The sequence below is a fragment of the Carnimonas nigrificans ATCC BAA-78 genome (assembly GCF_000526695.1).
Lineage (GTDB): Bacteria > Pseudomonadota > Gammaproteobacteria > Pseudomonadales > Halomonadaceae > Carnimonas > Carnimonas nigrificans.
In genome coordinates, this window is the sequence record NZ_JAGO01000013.1 from 144,992 (window position 1) to 164,709 (window position 19,718).

A 19,718-nucleotide genomic window follows, 5' to 3' on the forward strand; every position below is an offset into this window, starting at 1 on the left:
TTAATTGCTCTTGGCGAGCGGCAATGGCGATGCCTCACCCATCAATCCAGCAAGTGCGTGGGTATAAGGCGCAGCATCGTGCCATTCAGACAAGCCGTATCCCCCTGGCTTCGCCATAGATCGCTACATCAGGAATGAAAGCGATGAGCACACAAAAAAGCTGAACTCGGTGTAGTACCAAGTCCAGCCTTTGAGGATGCCCGATTCCACGAACCATGGTTAGGGTCAGGTCATCGGGCTATCGCGCTTTTCTTTAAGGATTAAACGTCCAGGTTGGCGACCAACGCGTTCTGTTCAATGAAGTCACGGCGTGGCTCGACTTCGTCGCCCATCAGGGTATTGAACATCTGATCGGCTACTACAGCATCTTCGATGGAGACCCGCAGCATGCGGCGCACTTCTGGGTCCATGGTGGTTTCCCACAGCTGCTCGGGATTCATTTCACCCAGTCCTTTGTAGCGCTGGATGCTCAGACCGCGCTGCGCTTCGCCCTTGAGCCATTCCATCACTTCGCCGAACTCCTTGACCTCACGACGACGCTCGCCACGAGCAACATAAGCGCCGGCTTCAAGCAGACCATCGAGCGTTTCACCAAGCGATACCATGGCTGAATAGTCAGGCGAGCGGAAGAAGCTCAGCCCCAGCGAGTAATCGGTATCAACGCCATGCGCGGTTACCGTGACCTTGGGGAAGTAGAGCTGGCGTTCTTCATCGAACTGAGCGGAGAAACGGTAGCTCGCATCGCCCTCGTATTCGCTGATCAGCTCCATGCGCTGGGAGAGCTTTTCCATCCACGCATTCACCGCCTGCTCATCGGCCAGCTCGGTATCCTTGAGACCGCCAACGCGAATCATCTCTTTCAATACCTTGCGCGGGTAAACACGCGACAGACGATCAAAGCGACGCATGACGTCCTGGTACTGATTGATCAGCTTCTCAAGCTCAGCGCCGGTAATGCCTGGCGCAGTCTCATGGACATGCAGGCTGCCGCCATCAAGGGCCGTAGTCACCAGATATTGCTCCAGTGCGGCTTCATCCTTGAGATACATCTCCTGCTTGCCACGCTTGATCTTGTAGAGCGGCGGCTGCGCAATAAACACGTGGCCCCGCTCGATGATTTCAGGCATTTGACGGAAGAAGAAGGTCAACAGCAGGGTACGAATGTGCGACCCATCGACATCGGCGTCGGTCATGATAATGATCGAATGGTAGCGCAGCTTTTCGACATCGAACTCCTCGCGCCCGATCCCACAGCCTAGCGCAGTAATCAGGGTGCCGACCTCGGCGGAGGAGAGCATCTTGTCAAAGCGCGCTTTCTCAACGTTAAGAATCTTGCCCTTCAGCGGCAGAATCGCCTGAGTACGGCGATCACGGCCCTGTTTGGCCGACCCACCGGCAGAGTCACCCTCCACCAGATAAAGTTCTGATTTGGCAGGATCCTTCTCCTGACAGTCGGCCAGCTTGCCGGGCAGCCCTGCGATATCCAGCGCTCCTTTACGGCGCGTCATCTCACGCGCCTTGCGCGCCGCATCACGCGCTCGCGCGGCATCAATCATCTTGTTGACGATGATTTTCGCTTCGGAAGGATGCTCAAGCAGGTACTCGGAGAAGTTTTTCCCCATCTCCTGCTCCACCGCGGTTTTCACCTCGGAAGAGACGAGTTTGTCCTTGGTCTGCGAGGAGAATTTAGGATCAGGCACCTTCACTGAAATGATCGCTACCAGTCCTTCACGAGCATCATCGCCGGAAGTGGTTACCTTCGCCTTCTTCTGTAGCTCTTCAGCCTCAATGTAGTTATTGAGGGTACGTGTCAGGGAAGCACGGAAGCCCGCCAAGTGAGTACCACCATCACGCTGCGGAATGTTGTTGGTGTAGCAGAGCAGGTTTTCGTTGTAGCTATCGTTCCACTGCATCGCCACTTCTACCGTAATGCCATCTTCGCGATCGAGGGAGAAGTGGAACACCGGGTTGATAGTGGTACGGTTCTTGTTGAGGTGCTCAACGAATGCCTTGAGACCACCCTCATAGTGGAACAGCTCCGACTTGCCGTCGCGTTCATCCGTCAGCCGAATGGCAACGCCTGAGTTCAAAAACGACAGCTCGCGCAAGCGCTTGGCCAGCACTTCATAGTGGAACTCGATATTGGCAAAGGTCTCGGGCGACGGTACGAAATGAATCTGGGTACCCGAGCGCTCGGTGTCGCCAACCACCTCAAGCGGTTTTTGCGGCACGCCGTGGCTGTAGGTTTGAGTGTGCACCTTGCCGGCCCGCCAGATGGTCAGGTCGAGCTGCGATGACAGCGCATTGACCACCGAGACCCCTACACCGTGCAATCCGCCGGAGACCTTGTAGGAGTTGTCATCGAACTTGCCGCCCGCATGGAGCACCGTCAGGATAACCTCGGCGGCAGATACTCCTTCAGCGTGTAAATCGGTGGGGATACCGCGCCCATCGTCCGACACACTAATGGACTCATCAGCGTGAATGGTCACGTTGATCTCGTCACAATAGCCTGCCAGGGCTTCGTCGATCGAGTTATCAACAATCTCGAACACCATGTGGTGCAGACCGCTGCCGTCATCGGTATCACCGATGTACATGCCCGGGCGTTTGCGCACCGCGTCCAGTCCCTTCAAGACCTTGATACTTGATGAATCGTAAGCCTGCTCGCTCATGTCCACTCCTGGGCTGTTAAGCAGCTATCTATCGACGCTGCGTGCTGGTACCGCCGCCGCAGCATGATCACCTCTTGCTACGTGACCCAGCTGCTGTTTCGCTACTGGCGGGCGGCACCGTGCGTGCCACCTTGCGTTATTTCCACGCGGAAGCGTCAAAGGCCCCCGCGAGCGACTATCCACGAATATGCTGCAATCGTTGCCTTGCCCGATCAGGCGCTCTCAAGGCGCCCACCGCGCAACTCAAACAGGGCGAACTCTTTGGAGAACCCTTGCTGTACATCAGCGCGCTCAATCGCCGTGATGAAGCTTTGGCCTTGCTGCTCTTCAAGCAGCTCGCAAAAGCGCTGCCGATGGCGGCTATCAAGCTCGGCAGCCAGGTCATCGATCAAATACAGGCAGTGGCGCTCGGTCAAGCGCTCAAGCAGCTGCCCCTGGGCCAGCTTCAAGGCGCTCACGACCACCTTCTGCTGACCGCGTGACAACACCTCTGCAGCCAACCGCTTCCCGACCCGAATACGAATATCAGCGCGCTGCGGCCCCTGCTGGGTAAACCCCATTTTTCTATCGGTGCCGATACCCGCTTCGAGTACTTCCTCAAGCGGACGCTGGCGCTCCCATCCGCGCGTGTACTGTAGCGTTACATCGGGAAGATCAGCCAAACGTGCGAGGGTTTCTGAAAACAGCGGCGCAAGCTGCTCGATATACTGCTTGCGCAGGCTATCCATCTGCTCTGCCGTGCGCCCCAATTCCTGATTCCAGGCAGCCATGGAAATTCGGTCGATTGTACCATATCTCAGCAGCGCGTTGCGGTGTTTCAACGCCCTCCGCATACGCTTCCAGAGCGTTAAAAAGTCGTGATCGAGATGGAAGACGCCCCAATCGAGATATTCCCGTCGGGCGCGCGGAGAACCTTCGATCAACTCGAAGGTGTGGTTATCAATCAACTGAAGGGGAAGCTGTTCTGCCAGACGACTGATGCGCTCCACACGCTCACCGTCAAGCCTTAGCTCGACACTGCTGCTATCGCGACGACGCTGGATGCCAATGCGCTGGGGCGGCGTACCTGCAATACGTCCAAAGACGGTCAGGCTCTCGGCATCGAAGTGGATCAACGATTTAACATGACGCGCCCGAAAGGAGCGCGCCAGCCCAAGCAAATGCAGCGCTTCCAGCAGACTGGTCTTGCCGCTGCCATTCGCGCCACAAATGAGATTGATACCCGCGGAGGGAGTGAGGTCGGCCTGCGCAATGTTGCGCAACCCGGTCACCTGAAGACGATCAAGCGCCATAATAGAGACCGCCACTGAGCTGAAACAAGGCGTCAGAACAGCGGCGACAGGGCCTTACAGACGCATCGGCATAACAACATAGCGCGCGGAGAACTCCGGCGCGGCGTTATCATCGCTGGTGGCTGCTTCCAGCAACACGCTGGAAATGGAGTCGGAGAGCGTCATGACCACCTGCTCGGTGCCAACCACATTCAGTACATCGACCAGATAACCGACGTTGAAGCCGATTTCCAGACCACTGCCCTGATAGTCAACGGCCACGTTTTCCTCGGCTTCTTCCTGTTCAGGGTTGCTCGCCTGAACGCGCAGGTTGCCATCTTCCAGATAGAGCCTGACACCGCGATACTTTTCACTGGAAAGAATGGATGTACGCGCCAGCACCTGACGCAGCTCGCCGCGTTCAGCGACCAGACGCTTGTCGCCACCTTTCGGGATGACGCGGTTAACATCAGGGAACTTGCCGTCAATCAGCTTGGAAGTGAAGACGTAACCACCCGTGCGGGCACGCAGGTGATTGGGGCCAAGCACCAGAGTGACCGGCTCGTCGCTATCGTCGAGCAGCCGACCCAGCTCAAGCACGCCTTTACGCGGCAGAATCAGCCGTTGCAGGTCGCTCACGGTCAGTTCGTTGCGGCTTTCTGCCAGCGCCAGACGGTGACCATCGGTCGCCACAACACGCACGGCGTTGCTATCCAGCTCAAACAGCATACCGTTGAGATAATACCGCACGTCCTGCTGCGCCATCGCAAATGAAGTGGCGTCGATCAGGCGCTTGAGCGCCTTGCGCGGCAGCGTGACTTCGGCATCCTGCTTGCTCTGCTCGATATTCGGGAATTCAGCCGCCGGCAGGGTCGAAAGCGTAAAGCGCGAGCGTCCGGCGCGCAGCACGGCACGTCCATCTTCCAGCGCCAGGCTAATAATCGACCCTTCCGGCAATGAGCGGCAGATATCCATCAGTTTGCGAGCGGGCACCGTTGCGGACCCCGCGGTTTGCAATTCATCTAGCTCGGCATGCCCGATCAGCTCGACTTCAAGATCAGTACCTGTAAGCGCCAGGCCATCGCTACCCGCCATCAGCAGGACATTGGACAGCACCGGAAGGGTCTGACGGCGCTCAACCACGCCCGCCACCAGGCTTAGGGGCCGCAGTAGAGCTTCACGCGAGATGGAGAATTTCATCGGAGCCACACTCTCTTCTGTTGATCGTTGCAATGGTCGATAAACGCGATCATTGCGGGCTAAACGGCGTGGGTCAATGCCCGCTGACATTTACCCGTTTCATTTTCTGATAGTTAGCTGGTCAGCAACCGCATCAGGTTTTTGTAGTCTTCACGAATGTCGGCACTTTCTTCTCGTAGCGCCAGCACCTTACGACACGCATGCAGCACCGTCGTATGATCGCGCCCACCGAAAGCGTCGCCGATTTCCGGCAGACTATGGCTGGTCAGCTCCTTGGCCAGCGCCATGGCAACCTGACGCGGCCGCGCTACCGAACGAGAGCGCCGTTTCGAGTGCAGGTCTGCCACCTTGATCTTGTAATATTCCGCCACAGTACGCTGGATATTATCTATACCCACCTGTTTATCCTGAAGCGCCAGAAGATCCTTGAGCGATTCACGGATGAACTCCTGGTCGATCGAGCGCCCCATGAAATGGGAATCAGCGATCACCTTTTTGAGCGCACCTTCCAGCTCACGCACATTGGAGCGGATTTTCTGAGCGATGAAGAACGCCGCATCGTGCGGTAAATCCACTTTCGACTGCTCGGCCTTTTTCATCAGAATGGCGACGCGCGTCTCAAGCTCGGGGGGTTCAATGGCAACGGTAAGGCCCCAGCCAAAGCGGGATTTCAAACGCTCTTCCACTCCCGAAATCTCCTTCGGGTAGCGGTCCGAGGTCAGAATCATCTGCTGGCCGCCTTCAAGCAGCGCGTTGAAGGTATGGAAGAACTCCTCCTGAGAGCGCTCCTTGCCAGCAAAAAACTGAATATCATCAATCAGCAGCGCATCAACGCTGCGGTAAAAACGCTTGAAATCGTTGATGGCGTTAAGCTGGAGCGCCTTGACCATATCCGCCACAAAACGCTCGGAGTGCAGATAGACCACCTTGGCATTTTCACGCAGCCCGGCCATGTGGTTGCCCACCGCGTGCATCAGGTGCGTTTTACCCAGGCCCACACCGCCATACAGAAACAGCGGGTTATAGGCACCGCCAGCATTCTCGGCAACCTGACGCGAGGCGGCACGGGCCAACTGGTTGGATTTACCTTCCACGAAGGTATCAAAGGTAAAGGAGGGGTTAAGACCGCTGGTGTGCTTGAGGCTACCCTCCACCTGCACATCTCGTCCCTTGTCCTGCGACGCTGACGACTCTTCGGGAGGTGCGGCGGGGACATCGACATCTTCAGAGAAGGAAGCACGAGAAGGACGGCTGCGACTGCGAATAACGGCGGGCGCTTCAGGCGCCGCTGGTCGGGCAGGGCGCTGCACAGCAGCAGGATTGGAAACACTGCGGCGGCTGCCGATGCCCAGTTTTACCTTGGGCGGCTTGCTGGGCGCGAGTTCACGCAACAATTCGTTGATACGCTTGAGAAACTTATCGTTTACCCAGTCGCGCACGAAGCGGTTGGGCGCCAAGAGCACCAAATCGCCGGCTTCGCCCTCTTCAGCCTGAAGCGGACGTACCCATGTATTGAACTGCTGGGAGCTTAGCTCATCCTGCAGACGTTCAAGGCATTGCTGCCATAGTGCAATCAACACGCTAATTCTTCATCCTGATAACTGCCAGTGATCTGTACCTGTCGCCACGCTAACATATCCCACTGTTATACCGTCGCGCTCAGGAGAACCGCCCACCGCGCATACCTTGTTGAATCGGCGACGTTTCGCATAAATGCCGCACCTGCGCTGTAAAAATCAGAGCGGAACCGCTAGTGTATCGACCCTGACACCAGTTATCCACACCCGCACAACATCATCCAGGTGTGGATAACATAAGCAAAAAAGTGGAAGAATCTGCATTTATCCACTTTTGAACATGAAATGAGCAGCTTGCCAATAGGTTACCACCAGCTTACTCACAGCATTTTGCACAATAAGAATGAAAAAATTGCTCTAAATGCGCGCGATAATGCATAGAAAAATTGCGTCGCTGCGTTGGATTCTCTAAAATCCCCGCTCTTGACATTCCTGAAGGGCGCTTTTGCTCTCGGAATATTTCCATCCTTCCCTTCCTAGCTGAGGAGAAAGACGCAATGAAACGCACATTCCAGCCCAGCGTACTGAAACGTAAGCGCAACCACGGTTTCCGTGCTCGCATGGCGACCAAACGCGGCCGTCAGGTCATCGCTCGTCGTCGTGCCAAAGGCCGCAAACGTCTGAGCGCCTAAGTGTTGTAAAGCGAAGGGGCATGTGCCTCTCTATGGCAGAGAAAACAGCAGATCGCCGCTTCCCGCGCAGTATGAGAATACTGTCCAGTCGGGAATATGGGCATGTTTTTGAGGCAGCGTGCTTCAAGATTCACGGTAAAGGGCTTCTGGCACTGGCGTGCCCCAACAGCTGCGGACATGTACGAGTGGGCCTGGTGTTCAGTCGTAAGAACATGAAACGCGCTGTGGATCGCAACCTGCTCAAGCGCCTGACCCGGGAATCCATTCGCCTGCGCCAGCACCGCTTGCCGGCCGTTGATATTGTGGTGTTGTCCCGTCGCGGGGTAACCGAGCTGGACAGAACCACACTGGCGCAGCAGCTGTCAGGCATGTGGCGACGGTTAGAGAAAGAGGCGCAGAAGCGCACTCTCGCTACCGCGCCGTCAGCCTGACGGCTTTTGCTTTTTCGCCCAACACACTTTTGCACAGCCAGACCGCCCCGCCTTCACCAGAGAAAGTCGCTCATTCTGTGTGAATGCAGCGGTTCGGTCGTGCTGGCTCGATGAATAACGTCAGTTGCCGTAATTCCCCCTATGGCGGTAGATACGACAATCGCTGACAGCAATGCAGTAACAAGGTAGGCGAAAGCAGCCTTTCTTCCCGCCATCTTCTGCCTGCAGAACACACGTAAAAGGTGTTTTGTACCTATCGCCAATAGTTTCATTTGAGGCGCCAAGGGATGGTCGATAACATGGCACGCTGATCGCCGGCTATGCTGTCGAGCGCACCCATATATAGTCAGGGCTGCTCTCCCTCAGCATGGCAAAGCGCTCATTCGCCAAGCCACTTCTTACCGGGCATATTCCTACATGGACTTCAAACGCATCATCATCCTGATTCCGCTGGCAGTGCTCGCCTACCTGCTGGTGGTCCAGTGGAACAAGGATTACCACCAGGCAGATCAGGAACAGCAGACCAGCCAGCAAGCCGAGCAACACTCGGATGAATCACGCCAACCTGATGATGTGCTCAAGGCACCTGAATCAACGGCTGACCGAGCCTCTCAGTCGCTTGAGCAGGGACAGCAAGGCAACCAGCAGCAGCCTGCCCACCACTCTTTGGTCAGTATCACCACTGACGTGCTGAACCTGCGCATTGATCCACGCGGTGGCGATATTGTGTACGCAGCACTGCCGCAGCAGTCGCAAGCGCTGCACTCCGATCAGCCTTTTGTACTGCTCGCTGACAGCAAATCGCTGCATTATGTTGCGCGTTCGGGCCTGCAAATCCAGAACCACCCAGGACGCCTGCAATACAGCGCCGATCAGACCGACTACCAGCTTTCTCCCGATCAGAAGCAGCTCACCGTTGACCTGCATGCTGACGTAGATGGCGCGCGTGTCACCAAACGCTTCACCTTCGATACCGGCTCCTATGCCGTGAAGGTCAGCTATCTGATCGACAACCAGGGCAGCAATCCGCTGGACGTGCGTTTCATTGGTCAGCTGGTGCGCGATCAGTCTGCCGATCCGACCGAGAGCCACGGCATGGGAATGCACTCCTATCTTGGCGCGGCATTCTCAAGCCCGGATAACAGCTACGAGAAAGTGAGCTTCGACGATCTGCGCAATAACAAATTCTCCGAGCGCAGTGCCGAAGGTGGCTGGGTAGCAATGATTCAGCACTACTTCGTGAGTGCCTGGGTGCCCGAAGGCGACCAGCAGAATCTCTATTACGGCAACAAGGATTCCCAAAATCGTAGCGTAGCCGCCTTCGCTGGCCCTGAGCAGCAGATCGCTGCGGGCAGCAACGGCGAAATGAGCGCGACGCTCTATGTCGGTCCGAAGCTGCGCGATCAGCTGCTGGCGACAGCCCCCAACCTTCAGCTGACGGTTGACTACGGCTGGCTGTGGTTCCTGGCAACGCCGCTTTTCTGGCTGCTGTCGAAAATTCACGGCCTGATCGGCAACTGGGGCTGGTCCATCATCCTACTCACATGTGTGGTCAAGATTATCCTGCTGCCGCTTTCTGCCAAGGCGTACAAGTCCATGGCGAAAATGCGCAAGCTGGGTCCGCAAATGCAGCGTATCCGCGAGCAGCATGGCGATGATCGCCAGAAAATGTCGCAGGAGATGATGAAGTTCTACCAGAAAGAGAAGATCAACCCGCTGGGCGGCTGTCTGCCGATGGTCATCCAGATGCCGGTGTTCATCTCGCTTTACTGGATGCTGATGGAATCCGTCGAGCTGCGCCATTCTCCCTTCATGCTGTGGGTGCAGGATCTGTCGGCCATGGACCCGCTGTTCATCCTGCCGATCATCATGGGTCTGTCGATGTTCCTGCAGCAGCAGCTCAACCCGACACCGCCCGATCCCACTCAGGCGAAGCTGATGAAGATGCTGCCGATTATCTTCACCTTCTTCTTCCTTTGGTTCCCGGCAGGTCTGGTGCTCTACTGGATTACCAACAACGTGCTCTCAATCGCTCAGCAGTACTTTATTACCAAGCAGATTGAGAAAAACGATGCCAAACGCGAAGCTCGATCCTGATTCAAGATCAAGCGCTAGCGAAAAACCGGCCCTTCGGGGTCGGTTTTTTTATGTCTGAAGGCAGACCGCTTGTTCATCGTCATACAGCCATAGTGAAGGTGAAAACGCGGCACGAAGAGGAATGACACCCCCTTAATTAACCTTTGTTAAATTTTGGTCTCATGGTATTTTTCGGCTTTATCATTCCTCTCACCGAGCGTTTTTACCATGAACAAACTGACTGACGCCATGAAGCAGATGCTGGCAAAGCAACTTCCCATCCAGGCAACAGTAGGCGCAGATGGCCTGCCTGATATTGGCCCCAAGCGCTCGCTCAGGGTCTATGATGACCACACGCTGATCTATAACGAAAATACCGGCGGCCAAACGCTCACTAACATTCGCAACGGCTCGAAAATCGCGGTCGCCGTGATTGATCGCGAAGCGCTGGATGGCTTTCGTTTCATTGGTGAACCCGAGATATTCACCTCAGGCGAGCCTTACCAGAATGCTCTTGAATTTGCGCGCAACAACGGCATGAAAGAGCCAAAATGCGCCGTGCTGATTCACATTGGCATGATCTATACACTGAAATCTGGCCCTACCGCAGGCGCGCGTATGGATCAGTAACCGTTATCCAGCAATGAAGCCTATCGCCGCCCAGCCAGACCGGTACTGTTCTTGAACTATCGGCTGCACTGGCGGCGATTGAGCGACTCCTTCCGGCAGACTTGCTTCTCTCATCCTGATACAAACCGATTGCCGCTGAGAGCTTCCCGACAAAGAAATAGCCTGCTGTGCCCCGCTTTCTTTGTGGTATCTCACCGCGGCCCGTTATCATAGCGCCTATCTTTTTCCGTTCTGCTGGATACGCTATGACCACTGCCGCTCGCGCGCCCTCAGCTCATCTTGACCGCGATACCATCTGCGCCCAGGCCACGCCTCCCGGCAGAGGCGGGGTGGGTATCGTACGCATCTCCGGGCCGCTGACAGCGGCATTGGCTGAAGCCATTCTCGGCTATAGCCCTACGCCTCGGCACGCGTACTATGGCCCATTTCTTGCGGCTGATGGCAGCCATATTGATCAGGGCGTTGCGCTTTATTTTCCTGGCCCGCGCTCATTTACCGGTGAAGACGTACTAGAGCTTCAGGCCCACGGCGGCCCCGTCATCATTGACTGGCTGCTGGAGCGCAGCATGGAACTTGGCGCGCGACTGGCGCGCCCTGGCGAGTTTTCAGAACGCGCGTTCCTTAACGACAAGCTGGATCTGGCTCAGGCAGAGGCGATCAGCGACTTGATCGAAGCCAGCTCGCGGGCCGCAGCAACCAATGCCCTGCGTTCGCTGGATGGTGAATTTTCGAACCGCGTACAAGCGCTGGTGCAATCACTGATTGAGCTGCGCGTGTACGTCGAAGCCGCCATCGACTTCCCCGAAGAAGAGATTGATTTCATTGGTGATGGTGTCGTGGCTTCACGTCTGAATGAAGTACGTGAGCGCCTGCGTGCTGTGACCGCCGCCGCGGCTCAGGGGTCTCTGATGCGAGAGGGCATGCACGTAGTGATTGCCGGGCGCCCCAATGCCGGTAAATCGAGCCTTTTGAACGCTCTTACCCAGCGCGACAGCGCCATCGTTACCGACATCGCCGGCACCACCCGCGATGTGTTGCGCGAGCATATCCATATCGACGGCATGCCGCTGCATTTGATTGATACCGCAGGGCTGCGCGATACCCCCGACGCGGTTGAACGCATCGGCGTGCAACGCGCCTGGGCCGAAATCGAGAAGGCCGACCGAGTGCTATTGCTGGTCGATGCCAGCGAAACGGCATCCCTCGACCCACTGGCGATCTGGCCAGAATTCGTCGAACGCCTGCCAGCCCCCGAACGGCTCACCCTGGTACGCAATAAAATCGACGTCACGGACGAAGCCCCTGAAAGCAGCTTATCCACAACCCCTCCTGTCATCCGCATCTCCGCCCGTGAAGGTCGGGGTGTGGATAACCTGAAAGCCCACCTGAAACAGGTGATGGGCTATCAAGCGACCAGCGAAGGGCAATTCTCCGCCCGACGGCGGCATCTCGAAGCGCTCCAGCGCGCCTCCGATGCACTGGAGACGGGACACCGCCAGTTAACCGAAGGCGGCGCTGGCGAGCTACTCGCCGAAGACCTGCGCGCCGCTCAAGAAGCCCTCGGCGAAATTACCGGCGAATTTACCGCCGATGATCTATTGGGCGAGATTTTTGGCAGTTTTTGTATTGGGAAATAGATTCCCACCCAAGCAAACATCCAAAACTATCCACCACAAACACACCACTAATCTGCCAACCTTAATTCAATACCACAGTGCATGATGCACTGCCGTTTCCGTCAAGTAACTGTCATTCGCCGCCATTAGCGTTAGCGCGGGTTATTACTGACGGGAACGGAAAACACCATGAAGACATCTCGCTTGCTCGCCCACGGCATCATGGCCGGCGGACTTGCGTCACTGGCATCAATATCTGCGCAGGGTGCGTCGTTCGACGATGTGCTGGCGTATGAAGATGGCAAGATCAACGACTGGTTTCACTATTCGGACGAGAAGGTGCTTGGTCCTTATCCGGCCCGCCACAGCGGTTTCGAAGAGCAGGATCGTGTTGCCTTCAATCGCTATTCGCAACAGCAGGGGACGCGCAAGGCGCTGTCGGAGCGTGATGCCAATCTCTCCAGCGACTATAGAAACGCCACCTTCGCGCCAGCAGCCTTTGGCAATGAAGCCAGCAAGATTGATGTGCGTCATTCCGACGCTTATCAGCATATTCGTGCCATTAATGATCGTACCAACAGCTATATCGCCGAGAATGGCGAGATGCGCTTCACCAACAGCTACTTCAAGGATAAGTGGGATCGCGCCCGCCCCTACAATGCCATCGACCCCGACACGGGGGAGTGGCTGCCTTCTTACCCGACGCCGCCGGCAGACGAGAGCAGCCATGCCTATCCCAGTGGGCATACGGCTATCGGGTTCGCCGAGGCCGTACCGCTTGCGCTGGCCTTTCCCGAGCGCGGGGAAGAAATTTACTCACGCGCCCTGCAATATGGCGAGAGCCGCGTTGTGCTGGGCGTGCATTATCCTACCGATACCATCGGTTCACGCGCATTGGCCAACTACACCACCACGCAGCTGCTGAGCGATCCCACGCTGAAGGACTATCTCGTCACCCAGGCTCGCCAGCTACGCCAGGATGTGGCTGCCCATATCAATGGCGATCTTCGTCAAACACTCGCGCAGCAGCCAACGCTGCTGGCTGACCATTACCGCGCTGATGGCAATAATATTGGCTACTACGGTGAGGCGGGCAAACAGGCAACACCCGGTCTCGCCCCTGACAAACTTCCCAATAACGCTGGCAATCTGCTGCTGCTGCGCTTCCCTTATCTATCCAGAGAGGAACGTCGCAACATCCTGGCGAGCACGTCATATCCTGAAGACTCTCTCGCTGGCTATATGACCAAAGAGAATAATCCGGACAGCTATTGGGGCTTGCTGGATGTGCCGAACGCCTATCGCGGCCCCGCCCGGTTCTACCGTGATACCACCGTCAACCAGCGCGTCACAGAGGACGATATCGCTGACTTCGGCATTTACGACGAATGGAAGAACAACATCAGCGGGCCGGGGCGTTTGATCAAGCAGGGCACCGGTGCGCTGACGCTGTCAGGTAACAACAGCTTTGCTGGAATCACTTTAGAAGAGGGCACTCTGGCGCTGGAAGGTGCCAATGCGTTAACGCAAACTTCCCGCGTGAACGGCGGTACGCTGATCGTCAATGGCACGCTCGACCAAGGGCTGACCGTAGAGGGCGGTCGCCTGCAAGGTCACGGCACCCTCAAGGGCGATACGCGCATTACGCACGGCACCCTTGCACCGGGTGGTTCTGGCTCAGTAGGCGCTCTCACGATAGATGGCGACCTGCATCTGGCTAACAGCAGTACCTACGCAGCAAAAATCGACGCTCAACGTGAAGAGAGCGATACCGTGAACGTTAGCGGTACGACGTCGCTGGAAGGCGGTCAGCTGAAGGTAGTAGACGGTGACGGCGGCGAGTTATCGCCTGATGCACTGAAGGCAGCCTACGGCAAGCAATACACCCTGCTCACAAGCAATAAAGGAATCGAAGGCAGCTTCGGTAAGGTTAACGCGGGAACATTGCCCTTCGCTGGCGGTACGCTGAATTATACGGATAACGAAGCCATCGTAACGCTAGGCCGTAACGGTCGCCGCTTCGCTGAGGCCGCGCATACCTCCAATCAGCGTGCAGTTGCCGATGTTCTGGAAACTCTGCCCACCGAAGGCACGCTCTATCGCAATTTCGTCTTCTCACCCAGCGATGGCGATGCCCAGCGTTCGCTGGAGCAACTGAGCGGTCAGCTCTACAGCGATATTCTAGAGGCCACGCTGGTCGCTGATCGGCAGGTGAGTTCGGCCATTATCAATCATCTGTCACGCAGCACGGCGCGTGATGGCGTCTGGTTCCAACTAGTCGGCAACAACAACCATGTCAGCGGCAAGAATGGGATCGAGGGCTATCACAACAATACCAAGGGGCTACAGCTGGGCGCTGAAAAACAGTTACCTGATAACACGACGCTGGGCGCCGCTTTCGCTTATCTGGATGGCAATTTGCACGCAGGCGAACACGGCAAGGCCGACAGCGACAACTATTACCTCGACCTATACGCCAACCATCGCTGGGAGGATTTGAGCATTTCCTTCGGCGGAGGCTATGCGTGGCACCATATTGATACCAAACGCTCGGTAGACGTCGGTGATCTCCATCAGCACCTTGATGACAGCAACCATGGTCATTCATGGCGGCTGTTTGGTGAGGCGCGCTACGACATCCAGGCAGGGCCAGTCACGACTACGCCCTATCTGAATCTCAGCTATAACCGCTTCCAAAGCGGGAAGGTGAATGAAGGCAATGGCAGTGCCGCGCTCAATGGTGCTGAGCGTGCTGTCACCGATACCACCTCTACCGCTGGTGTGCGCTTTGCTTATGCGCTTGGCACTCCGCAGACACTACCCGTGACACTACAAGCGGATCTTGGCTGGCTACATCAGTGGGCCTCGCGCGATCGTGATCGCTGGCTGCACTTCAATGACAGCACCAGCGACTTCCGCAGCCGCTCGGTGGATGCCTTCAATAACGCAGCGGCAGTGAGTGCAGGCGCCATGTTCGGGCACGCCGATGGGATGAATCTCTCTGTCGATTACGTAGGCAGTTTTGGTGGCAAGCAGCACAATAATGGCATCAACGCACAGCTAAGCTGGGCGCTATAAGCTCTCCAACGTCAGGCTTCATTGCATCAGCACATGTCAAAGGGCGGCCTTTTCAGGGCTGCCCTTCGATATTGAAACGTCTTGATCCTTTGCCATCTGTATGGGCAAAACAGCTTCCCCGCTGTGCGACATGGGTGCTCAGGCTGCTGTCAGGCCCCAAATCGTAGTAGCATGGCCCTCAGTTATCCTTAAAGCCTTAACGTTCAAAGACTAAAGTGTCGCCATTTACTTCAGGGAGAGAAGGCGTGACATCATCTGCTCAGCCCACTGACCAACCAGCATCCACCGCTGCACGCGGTTCGCGACTGAACAGCGGCTTCCGCATACTGGTGACACTGATACTGCTGATCTCCGGTATTGCGCTCGGGGCAGGTGGCATCATGCTGGCTGCAGAAGGCGGTACCTGGTACTACCTGTGGGCCGGGGCAGGGTACGTTATTTGCGCGCTCCTATTATTGCTGCGCGTGCGTATCACTGGGCTGCTGGCAACGCTTTTGTTTATCGCCACTGTTGTCTGGGCGATCAAGGATGCCCCCAATTTCGGCTTTTGGACGCTGGTGCCCCGCCTTGGTACTCCCGCTCTTCTGCTGCTGCTCACGCTATGTAGTTCTGCGCTGCTGACCAACGTGCATCGTGTGGCGAAGTGGCTACAGCTTGCGCTGGCAGGCGCCTTGTTTATCGCACTGCTGGCCGTGTTTATCAGCGGTTTCTATCCCCATGACAGCATCAGGCGTGACACCCCGATCGCCCAGCGCAGCCTGTTGCCCGACCAGTCCCCCGATTGGCACACCGTTGGCCGCGACAATAACGGCACGCGCTTTGCGCCGCATCAGCAGATTACGCCACAGAACGTCGATCAGTTGGAAGTGGCCTGGCACTATCGTGATCAAAGCGACTCACAGCAGCCCGACCACACACAGCATGCAACACCGCTACAGATTGGCGATACGCTCTATACTTGCAGCGCCTCGCATCTGATAACGGCGCTTAATGGCACGACCGGCGAGTCCGAGTGGCAGTTTTCTCCCGAGCAAGGTGCTCCTTCTTCCTGCCATACCCTTGGCTACTACGATGTTACCCAGGATGTCAGCCTCAGCTCACAGCAGCGCCAACCGGTTGATGGCCAGCAGTGCCAGCAGCAGCTATTTGCCGTGGCGGGAAGTCGTCTCTTTGCCGTGGATGCGCATACTGGCGAGGCGTGCAGCGATTTTGGCGACCACGGTAGTGTGGCGCTTGGTGCAGATAACGAGGGCAACAGTGCCCATAGTCTGACTGCGCCGCTGGTGGCCGGCCACTTGGTCATTACCGGCTCACGCAGTGGCAGCGATAACACCGTGCATGCCATTGATGCGCGCACTGGCCAGCAGGTATGGCAGTGGGAAGGTCTTAATGCTGCACAGCAGGATGAAGCACCTGGCCCACGCATGACGACCAGCGCCATCTATGACAGCGACCTTGATGCGGTGTATCTCACCACAGACAGCGGTAGTCCGGCTGCTTCTGCCCAGCAGGATAGCGACGTTCAGCAACGCTTCAGCTCAGCCATCGTGGCGCTGGACGCTAACACCGGCAGGCTGAAATGGTCATTCCAAACAGTACACCACGATGTATGGGGCTATGGCGTTAATGCCCAGCCAGTACTGACAGAGATCAACAACACGAATAAACGCACCTTGCCCGCGCTGGTGCAGACCTCTCCCACGGGCAATATCTTTATTCTGGATCGTCAGACAGGACGCCCCATTGAGTCGGTTGAGGAGCGCTCGGCACCGGAACTTGAACAACAAGGCCACAATGTTCTGGCGACTACCCAGCCCTATACCGGTACGATGCCGCAGCTACAGGGCACCCGCCTCGCCGACAACACCATGTGGGGCCTGACGCCCTTTGACCAGCTATCGTGCCGTTTACAGCTTCAGCACTCCAGCTATCAGGGTGACTATACGCCGCCCGCTGGGCGCTCCACCATTCAGTATCCCGCGGCCAATACGTCAGCGATCAAGGGCGTTTCCCTTGATCCGACCCGCCGGCTGCTCTTCGTCAACAGCTCCCATATGGCAGAAAAAACGGTACGCGACCGGGATGGAAATATACGCTACACCGAGCCGCTGACATCAGCACTGGGCGTGCCTTGCGTAACACCACCGTTGGGTATCCTGAGCGCCATCAATCTCGATAGCCACAAACTCGTATGGCAAGTACCGGTAGGCACTACGCTAAACGCTGGCCCCTTCGGACTGCATAGCCAGCTGCCCATGCCGGTAGGTATGCCAAACAACGGTGCTCCTACAGCGACCGCATCAGGGCTGGTGTTTTTCGCCGGTGCAGATGACAACTATCTGCGTGCGTTCGATTCCACTTCAGGCGAAGTTGTATGGCGCGAACGTCTACCCGGCAAGGCTGTCTCGGCCCCGGTAAGCTTTACCTCGCCCAGCAACCATCGCCAGTACGTAGTAGTCGCCGCCCGAGATCAGGATTCTCACGAAACACATCTGGTGGGCTTCTCGCTGCCCCGCGACTGATCGCTATTGCCCCGCTCCCGAGAAAACAGCGGGAGCGGGGCAGGGATAGGGTGGGTGCCCGCTTTTCGTGAGGCAATAACATGTCTGCTGAGTATTCAGCTACCAGCGCCCCGAAGAGGTAACGGTATCCAATAACAGGAAGGAGCGATGCTTCGCCTTTGACATAAATAGCGCTGGGCGTGAGGTGGCTCGCAGGTCATATCCTGCTGGCAGCAAGCGCCCCTCACAGCCCTTCATTCGAAAGCAGCTCCATCACCCTCAAGCAGATTCTCCACGAGTCTGACGAGCAACAGCCCCGCTGGACGCGCTCGCCTCTTAACGAGATGATAACGAGTCCTCGGTAAACCGCAGCTTTTTCAACGGAGTTCTCATGTCACGTCCCTTCCTTGATCGTATTCTGCTCACCAACGACGACGGTATCTCCGCACCGGGCCTGGCGGCGCTTACCAACGTGGCACGTTCCATCGCACGCGAGGTCTGGATAGTGGCACCGGCCCGGGATCAGAGTGGCGTCGCCACCAGTTTGAGCCTGCATGATCCGCTGCGCGTTACCCAGCTTGAGCCGCAGTGCTTCGCGGTCACGGGAACGCCCACCGACTGCGCGGCCATTGCGATCCGTCATCTGATGGCTGATAACCCGCCGGATCTGTTGCTTTCGGGCATCAATAGAGGCGCTAATCTCGGCACCGAAACCAGCTACTCAGGCACGGTGGGTGCCGCGCTCACCAGCATTGCGCTGGGTGTGCCCGCCATCGCGCTTAGTCAAGCATTTACCGATGGTCAGGCCGTAAAGTGGGAAACCGCCGAAGCGCTGGCACCCGCTGTCATTCAACAGCTCGTCGAGCTTAACTGGCCTGATCACGTAGCGCTCAATGTCAACTTCCCTGATCAGCCTGCCGACAGCGTCAAACCGCTGACAGCCACCCATCAGGGCAAGGGCGCCCTCGATACCATTGACGTGATTGAGCGGGAAGATCCTCGCCAGCACTCCTATTACTGGCTGAAAATCAGAAGGCAAACCGGGGAAGCCGATGACAACAGCGAAACTCACTGCTTAAGTGACGGTCACATAACCGTATCGCCCATTGCCTTCGAGCGCACCGATCAAGCGACCTATCAGCATTTGCAGACGCAGCTGACGAAGGCATGAGGTCTGACAAATCTGCCCGTTACCACGATAAGTCATCCACCAGGGAAAGGGATTGAGCAATGAAACTACCTACGCCTCACACGCTATTGCTGAGCGCCGTTATTGGCGCCATCGCGGTGCCGATCAGTGCATGCGCTCGCTCGGACGATGGTTTCACCGACGAGCAACAGCAGCATATTGGAGAAATCGCGGCGAAATATATCGTGGATCATCCTGAAGTTCTTCAGCAGGCTAGCCAGAGGCTCCAGCAGCAGCAGCAGGACCAGGCAACCCAGCAGCTGCGTGAAGGTGCGCTGCAACAGCAGGACGCCTTGCTGCACGACAAATCGACCCCAAGCGTAGGCCCGCAGGATGCCAAGGTTGCTGTGGTCGAGTTTTTTGACTATCAGTGCATCTACTGCGCCCACACTGCGCCAGAGCTTGAGAAAACCATGAAAGCGCACCCCGAAGCGCGCTATGTCTTCAAGGAATTCCCGGTGTTCGGCCAGCGCTGGCCCGCTTCCACTCAAGCCGCACTAACAGGCTTGAGCATCTATAAAGAGAAGGGCGCTCAAGCCTATCTCAACTATCACAACAGCGTCTTCGGCACAGGCAAGAACGAAGGCAAACTGCAACAGAGTGATATCCAGTCGATTGCAGCCAAATCTGGAGTGACTTCCCAGCAGATCAACGCCAACCGCGCCGGTGCCGAGCAGTCACTCAACGACACTATGGAACTGGCGCAGAAACTCGGCGTCATGGGCACACCAACGCTGGTCGTCATGCCGGTAGAAGGGGCCAATGCTGACAATGTGACCGTCATTCCGGGAGCTGCCGATAGCGATACCCTCAGCGCCGCCATTCAAAAAGCGGCCGACTAA

At 56.8% G+C, this 19,718-nt stretch carries 13 protein-coding genes; 9 read left to right on the forward strand and 4 right to left on the reverse strand.

The window, feature by feature from the left end; translation table 11 throughout:
* Positions 1-260: 260 nt before the first annotated feature.
* The 4 genes from gyrB to dnaA form a co-directional block, all read right to left on the reverse strand.
* Positions 261-2,675, reverse strand: coding sequence for a DNA topoisomerase (ATP-hydrolyzing) subunit B (gene gyrB, locus L881_RS0108140; protein WP_025733205.1), 2,415 nt, complete (start codon positions 2,673-2,675; stop codon positions 261-263).
* Positions 2,676-2,887: 212 nt separating this feature from the next.
* Complete coding sequence (recF, locus tag L881_RS0108145) at positions 2,888-3,982, reverse strand: DNA replication/repair protein RecF (RefSeq protein ID WP_245587960.1); 1,095 nt, start codon at positions 3,980-3,982, stop codon at positions 2,888-2,890.
* 39 nt (positions 3,983-4,021) lie between these two features.
* Positions 4,022-5,146, reverse strand: coding sequence for a DNA polymerase III subunit beta (gene dnaN, locus L881_RS0108150; protein ID WP_025733207.1), 1,125 nt, complete (start codon positions 5,144-5,146; stop codon positions 4,022-4,024).
* A gap of 113 nt (positions 5,147-5,259) precedes the next feature.
* On the reverse strand, positions 5,260-6,726 hold the full coding sequence (gene dnaA / locus L881_RS0108155; RefSeq protein WP_025733208.1) for a chromosomal replication initiator protein DnaA: 1,467 nt from the start codon (positions 6,724-6,726) through the stop codon (positions 5,260-5,262).
* Between the two features lie 494 nt (positions 6,727-7,220).
* On the opposite strand from dnaA, the gene rpmH reads away from it, so the two are divergent.
* The 9 genes from rpmH to L881_RS0108200 all read left to right on the forward strand — a co-directional run bounded on the left by rpmH (position 7,221) and on the right by L881_RS0108200 (position 19,718).
* Complete coding sequence (gene rpmH, locus L881_RS0108160) at positions 7,221-7,355, forward strand: 50S ribosomal protein L34 (RefSeq protein WP_025733209.1); 135 nt, start codon at positions 7,221-7,223, stop codon at positions 7,353-7,355.
* A gap of 32 nt (positions 7,356-7,387) precedes the next feature.
* Positions 7,388-7,786 carry a ribonuclease P protein component gene (gene rnpA, locus L881_RS0108165; protein WP_025733210.1) on the forward strand — a complete coding sequence of 133 codons (399 nt, stop codon included), beginning with the start codon at positions 7,388-7,390 and terminating at the stop codon, positions 7,784-7,786.
* A gap of 417 nt (positions 7,787-8,203) precedes the next feature.
* Positions 8,204-9,883 carry a membrane protein insertase YidC gene (yidC, locus tag L881_RS0108170; protein WP_025733211.1) on the forward strand — a complete coding sequence of 560 codons (1,680 nt, stop codon included), beginning with the start codon at positions 8,204-8,206 and terminating at the stop codon, positions 9,881-9,883.
* 207 nt (positions 9,884-10,090) lie between these two features.
* Positions 10,091-10,492: a pyridoxamine 5'-phosphate oxidase family protein gene (locus L881_RS0108175; protein ID WP_025733212.1), complete on the forward strand. Its 402-nt coding sequence runs from the start codon at positions 10,091-10,093 to the stop codon at positions 10,490-10,492.
* Positions 10,493-10,737: 245 nt separating this feature from the next.
* Positions 10,738-12,129, forward strand: coding sequence for a tRNA uridine-5-carboxymethylaminomethyl(34) synthesis GTPase MnmE (gene mnmE, locus L881_RS0108180; protein ID WP_025733213.1), 1,392 nt, complete (start codon positions 10,738-10,740; stop codon positions 12,127-12,129).
* Positions 12,130-12,297: 168 nt separating this feature from the next.
* A complete protein-coding gene (locus L881_RS0108185; protein WP_025733214.1) occupies positions 12,298-15,186 on the forward strand; it encodes an autotransporter domain-containing protein in 2,889 nt (962 codons plus the stop codon).
* A 245-nt stretch (positions 15,187-15,431) separates the two neighbouring features.
* Positions 15,432-17,708, forward strand: coding sequence for an outer membrane protein assembly factor BamB family protein (locus tag L881_RS0108190; protein WP_025733215.1), 2,277 nt, complete (start codon positions 15,432-15,434; stop codon positions 17,706-17,708).
* 370 nt (positions 17,709-18,078) lie between these two features.
* Complete coding sequence (surE, locus tag L881_RS0108195; RefSeq protein ID WP_025733216.1) at positions 18,079-18,858, forward strand: 5'/3'-nucleotidase SurE; 780 nt, start codon at positions 18,079-18,081, stop codon at positions 18,856-18,858.
* A 59-nt stretch (positions 18,859-18,917) separates the two neighbouring features.
* Positions 18,918-19,718 carry a DsbA family protein gene (locus L881_RS0108200; protein ID WP_025733217.1) on the forward strand — a complete coding sequence of 267 codons (801 nt, stop codon included), beginning with the start codon at positions 18,918-18,920 and terminating at the stop codon, positions 19,716-19,718.

Coding starts and splice junctions, on each gene's coding strand:
- gyrB (WP_025733205.1), bottom strand. CDS start 2,675: ATGAGCGAGCAGGCTTACGATTCATCAAGTATCAAGGTCTTGAAGGGA.
- dnaN (WP_025733207.1), bottom strand. CDS start 5,146: ATGAAATTCTCCATCTCGCGTGAAGCTCTACTGCGGCCCCTAAGCCTG.
- rpmH (WP_025733209.1), top strand. CDS start 7,221: ATGAAACGCACATTCCAGCCCAGCGTACTGAAACGTAAGCGCAACCAC.
- rnpA (WP_025733210.1), top strand. CDS start 7,388: ATGGCAGAGAAAACAGCAGATCGCCGCTTCCCGCGCAGTATGAGAATA.
- yidC (WP_025733211.1), top strand. CDS start 8,204: ATGGACTTCAAACGCATCATCATCCTGATTCCGCTGGCAGTGCTCGCC.
- L881_RS0108175 (WP_025733212.1), top strand. CDS start 10,091: ATGAACAAACTGACTGACGCCATGAAGCAGATGCTGGCAAAGCAACTT.
- mnmE (WP_025733213.1), top strand. CDS start 10,738: ATGACCACTGCCGCTCGCGCGCCCTCAGCTCATCTTGACCGCGATACC.
- L881_RS0108185 (WP_025733214.1), top strand. CDS start 12,298: ATGAAGACATCTCGCTTGCTCGCCCACGGCATCATGGCCGGCGGACTT.
- surE (WP_025733216.1), top strand. CDS start 18,079: ATGTCACGTCCCTTCCTTGATCGTATTCTGCTCACCAACGACGACGGT.
- L881_RS0108200 (WP_025733217.1), top strand. CDS start 18,918: ATGAAACTACCTACGCCTCACACGCTATTGCTGAGCGCCGTTATTGGC.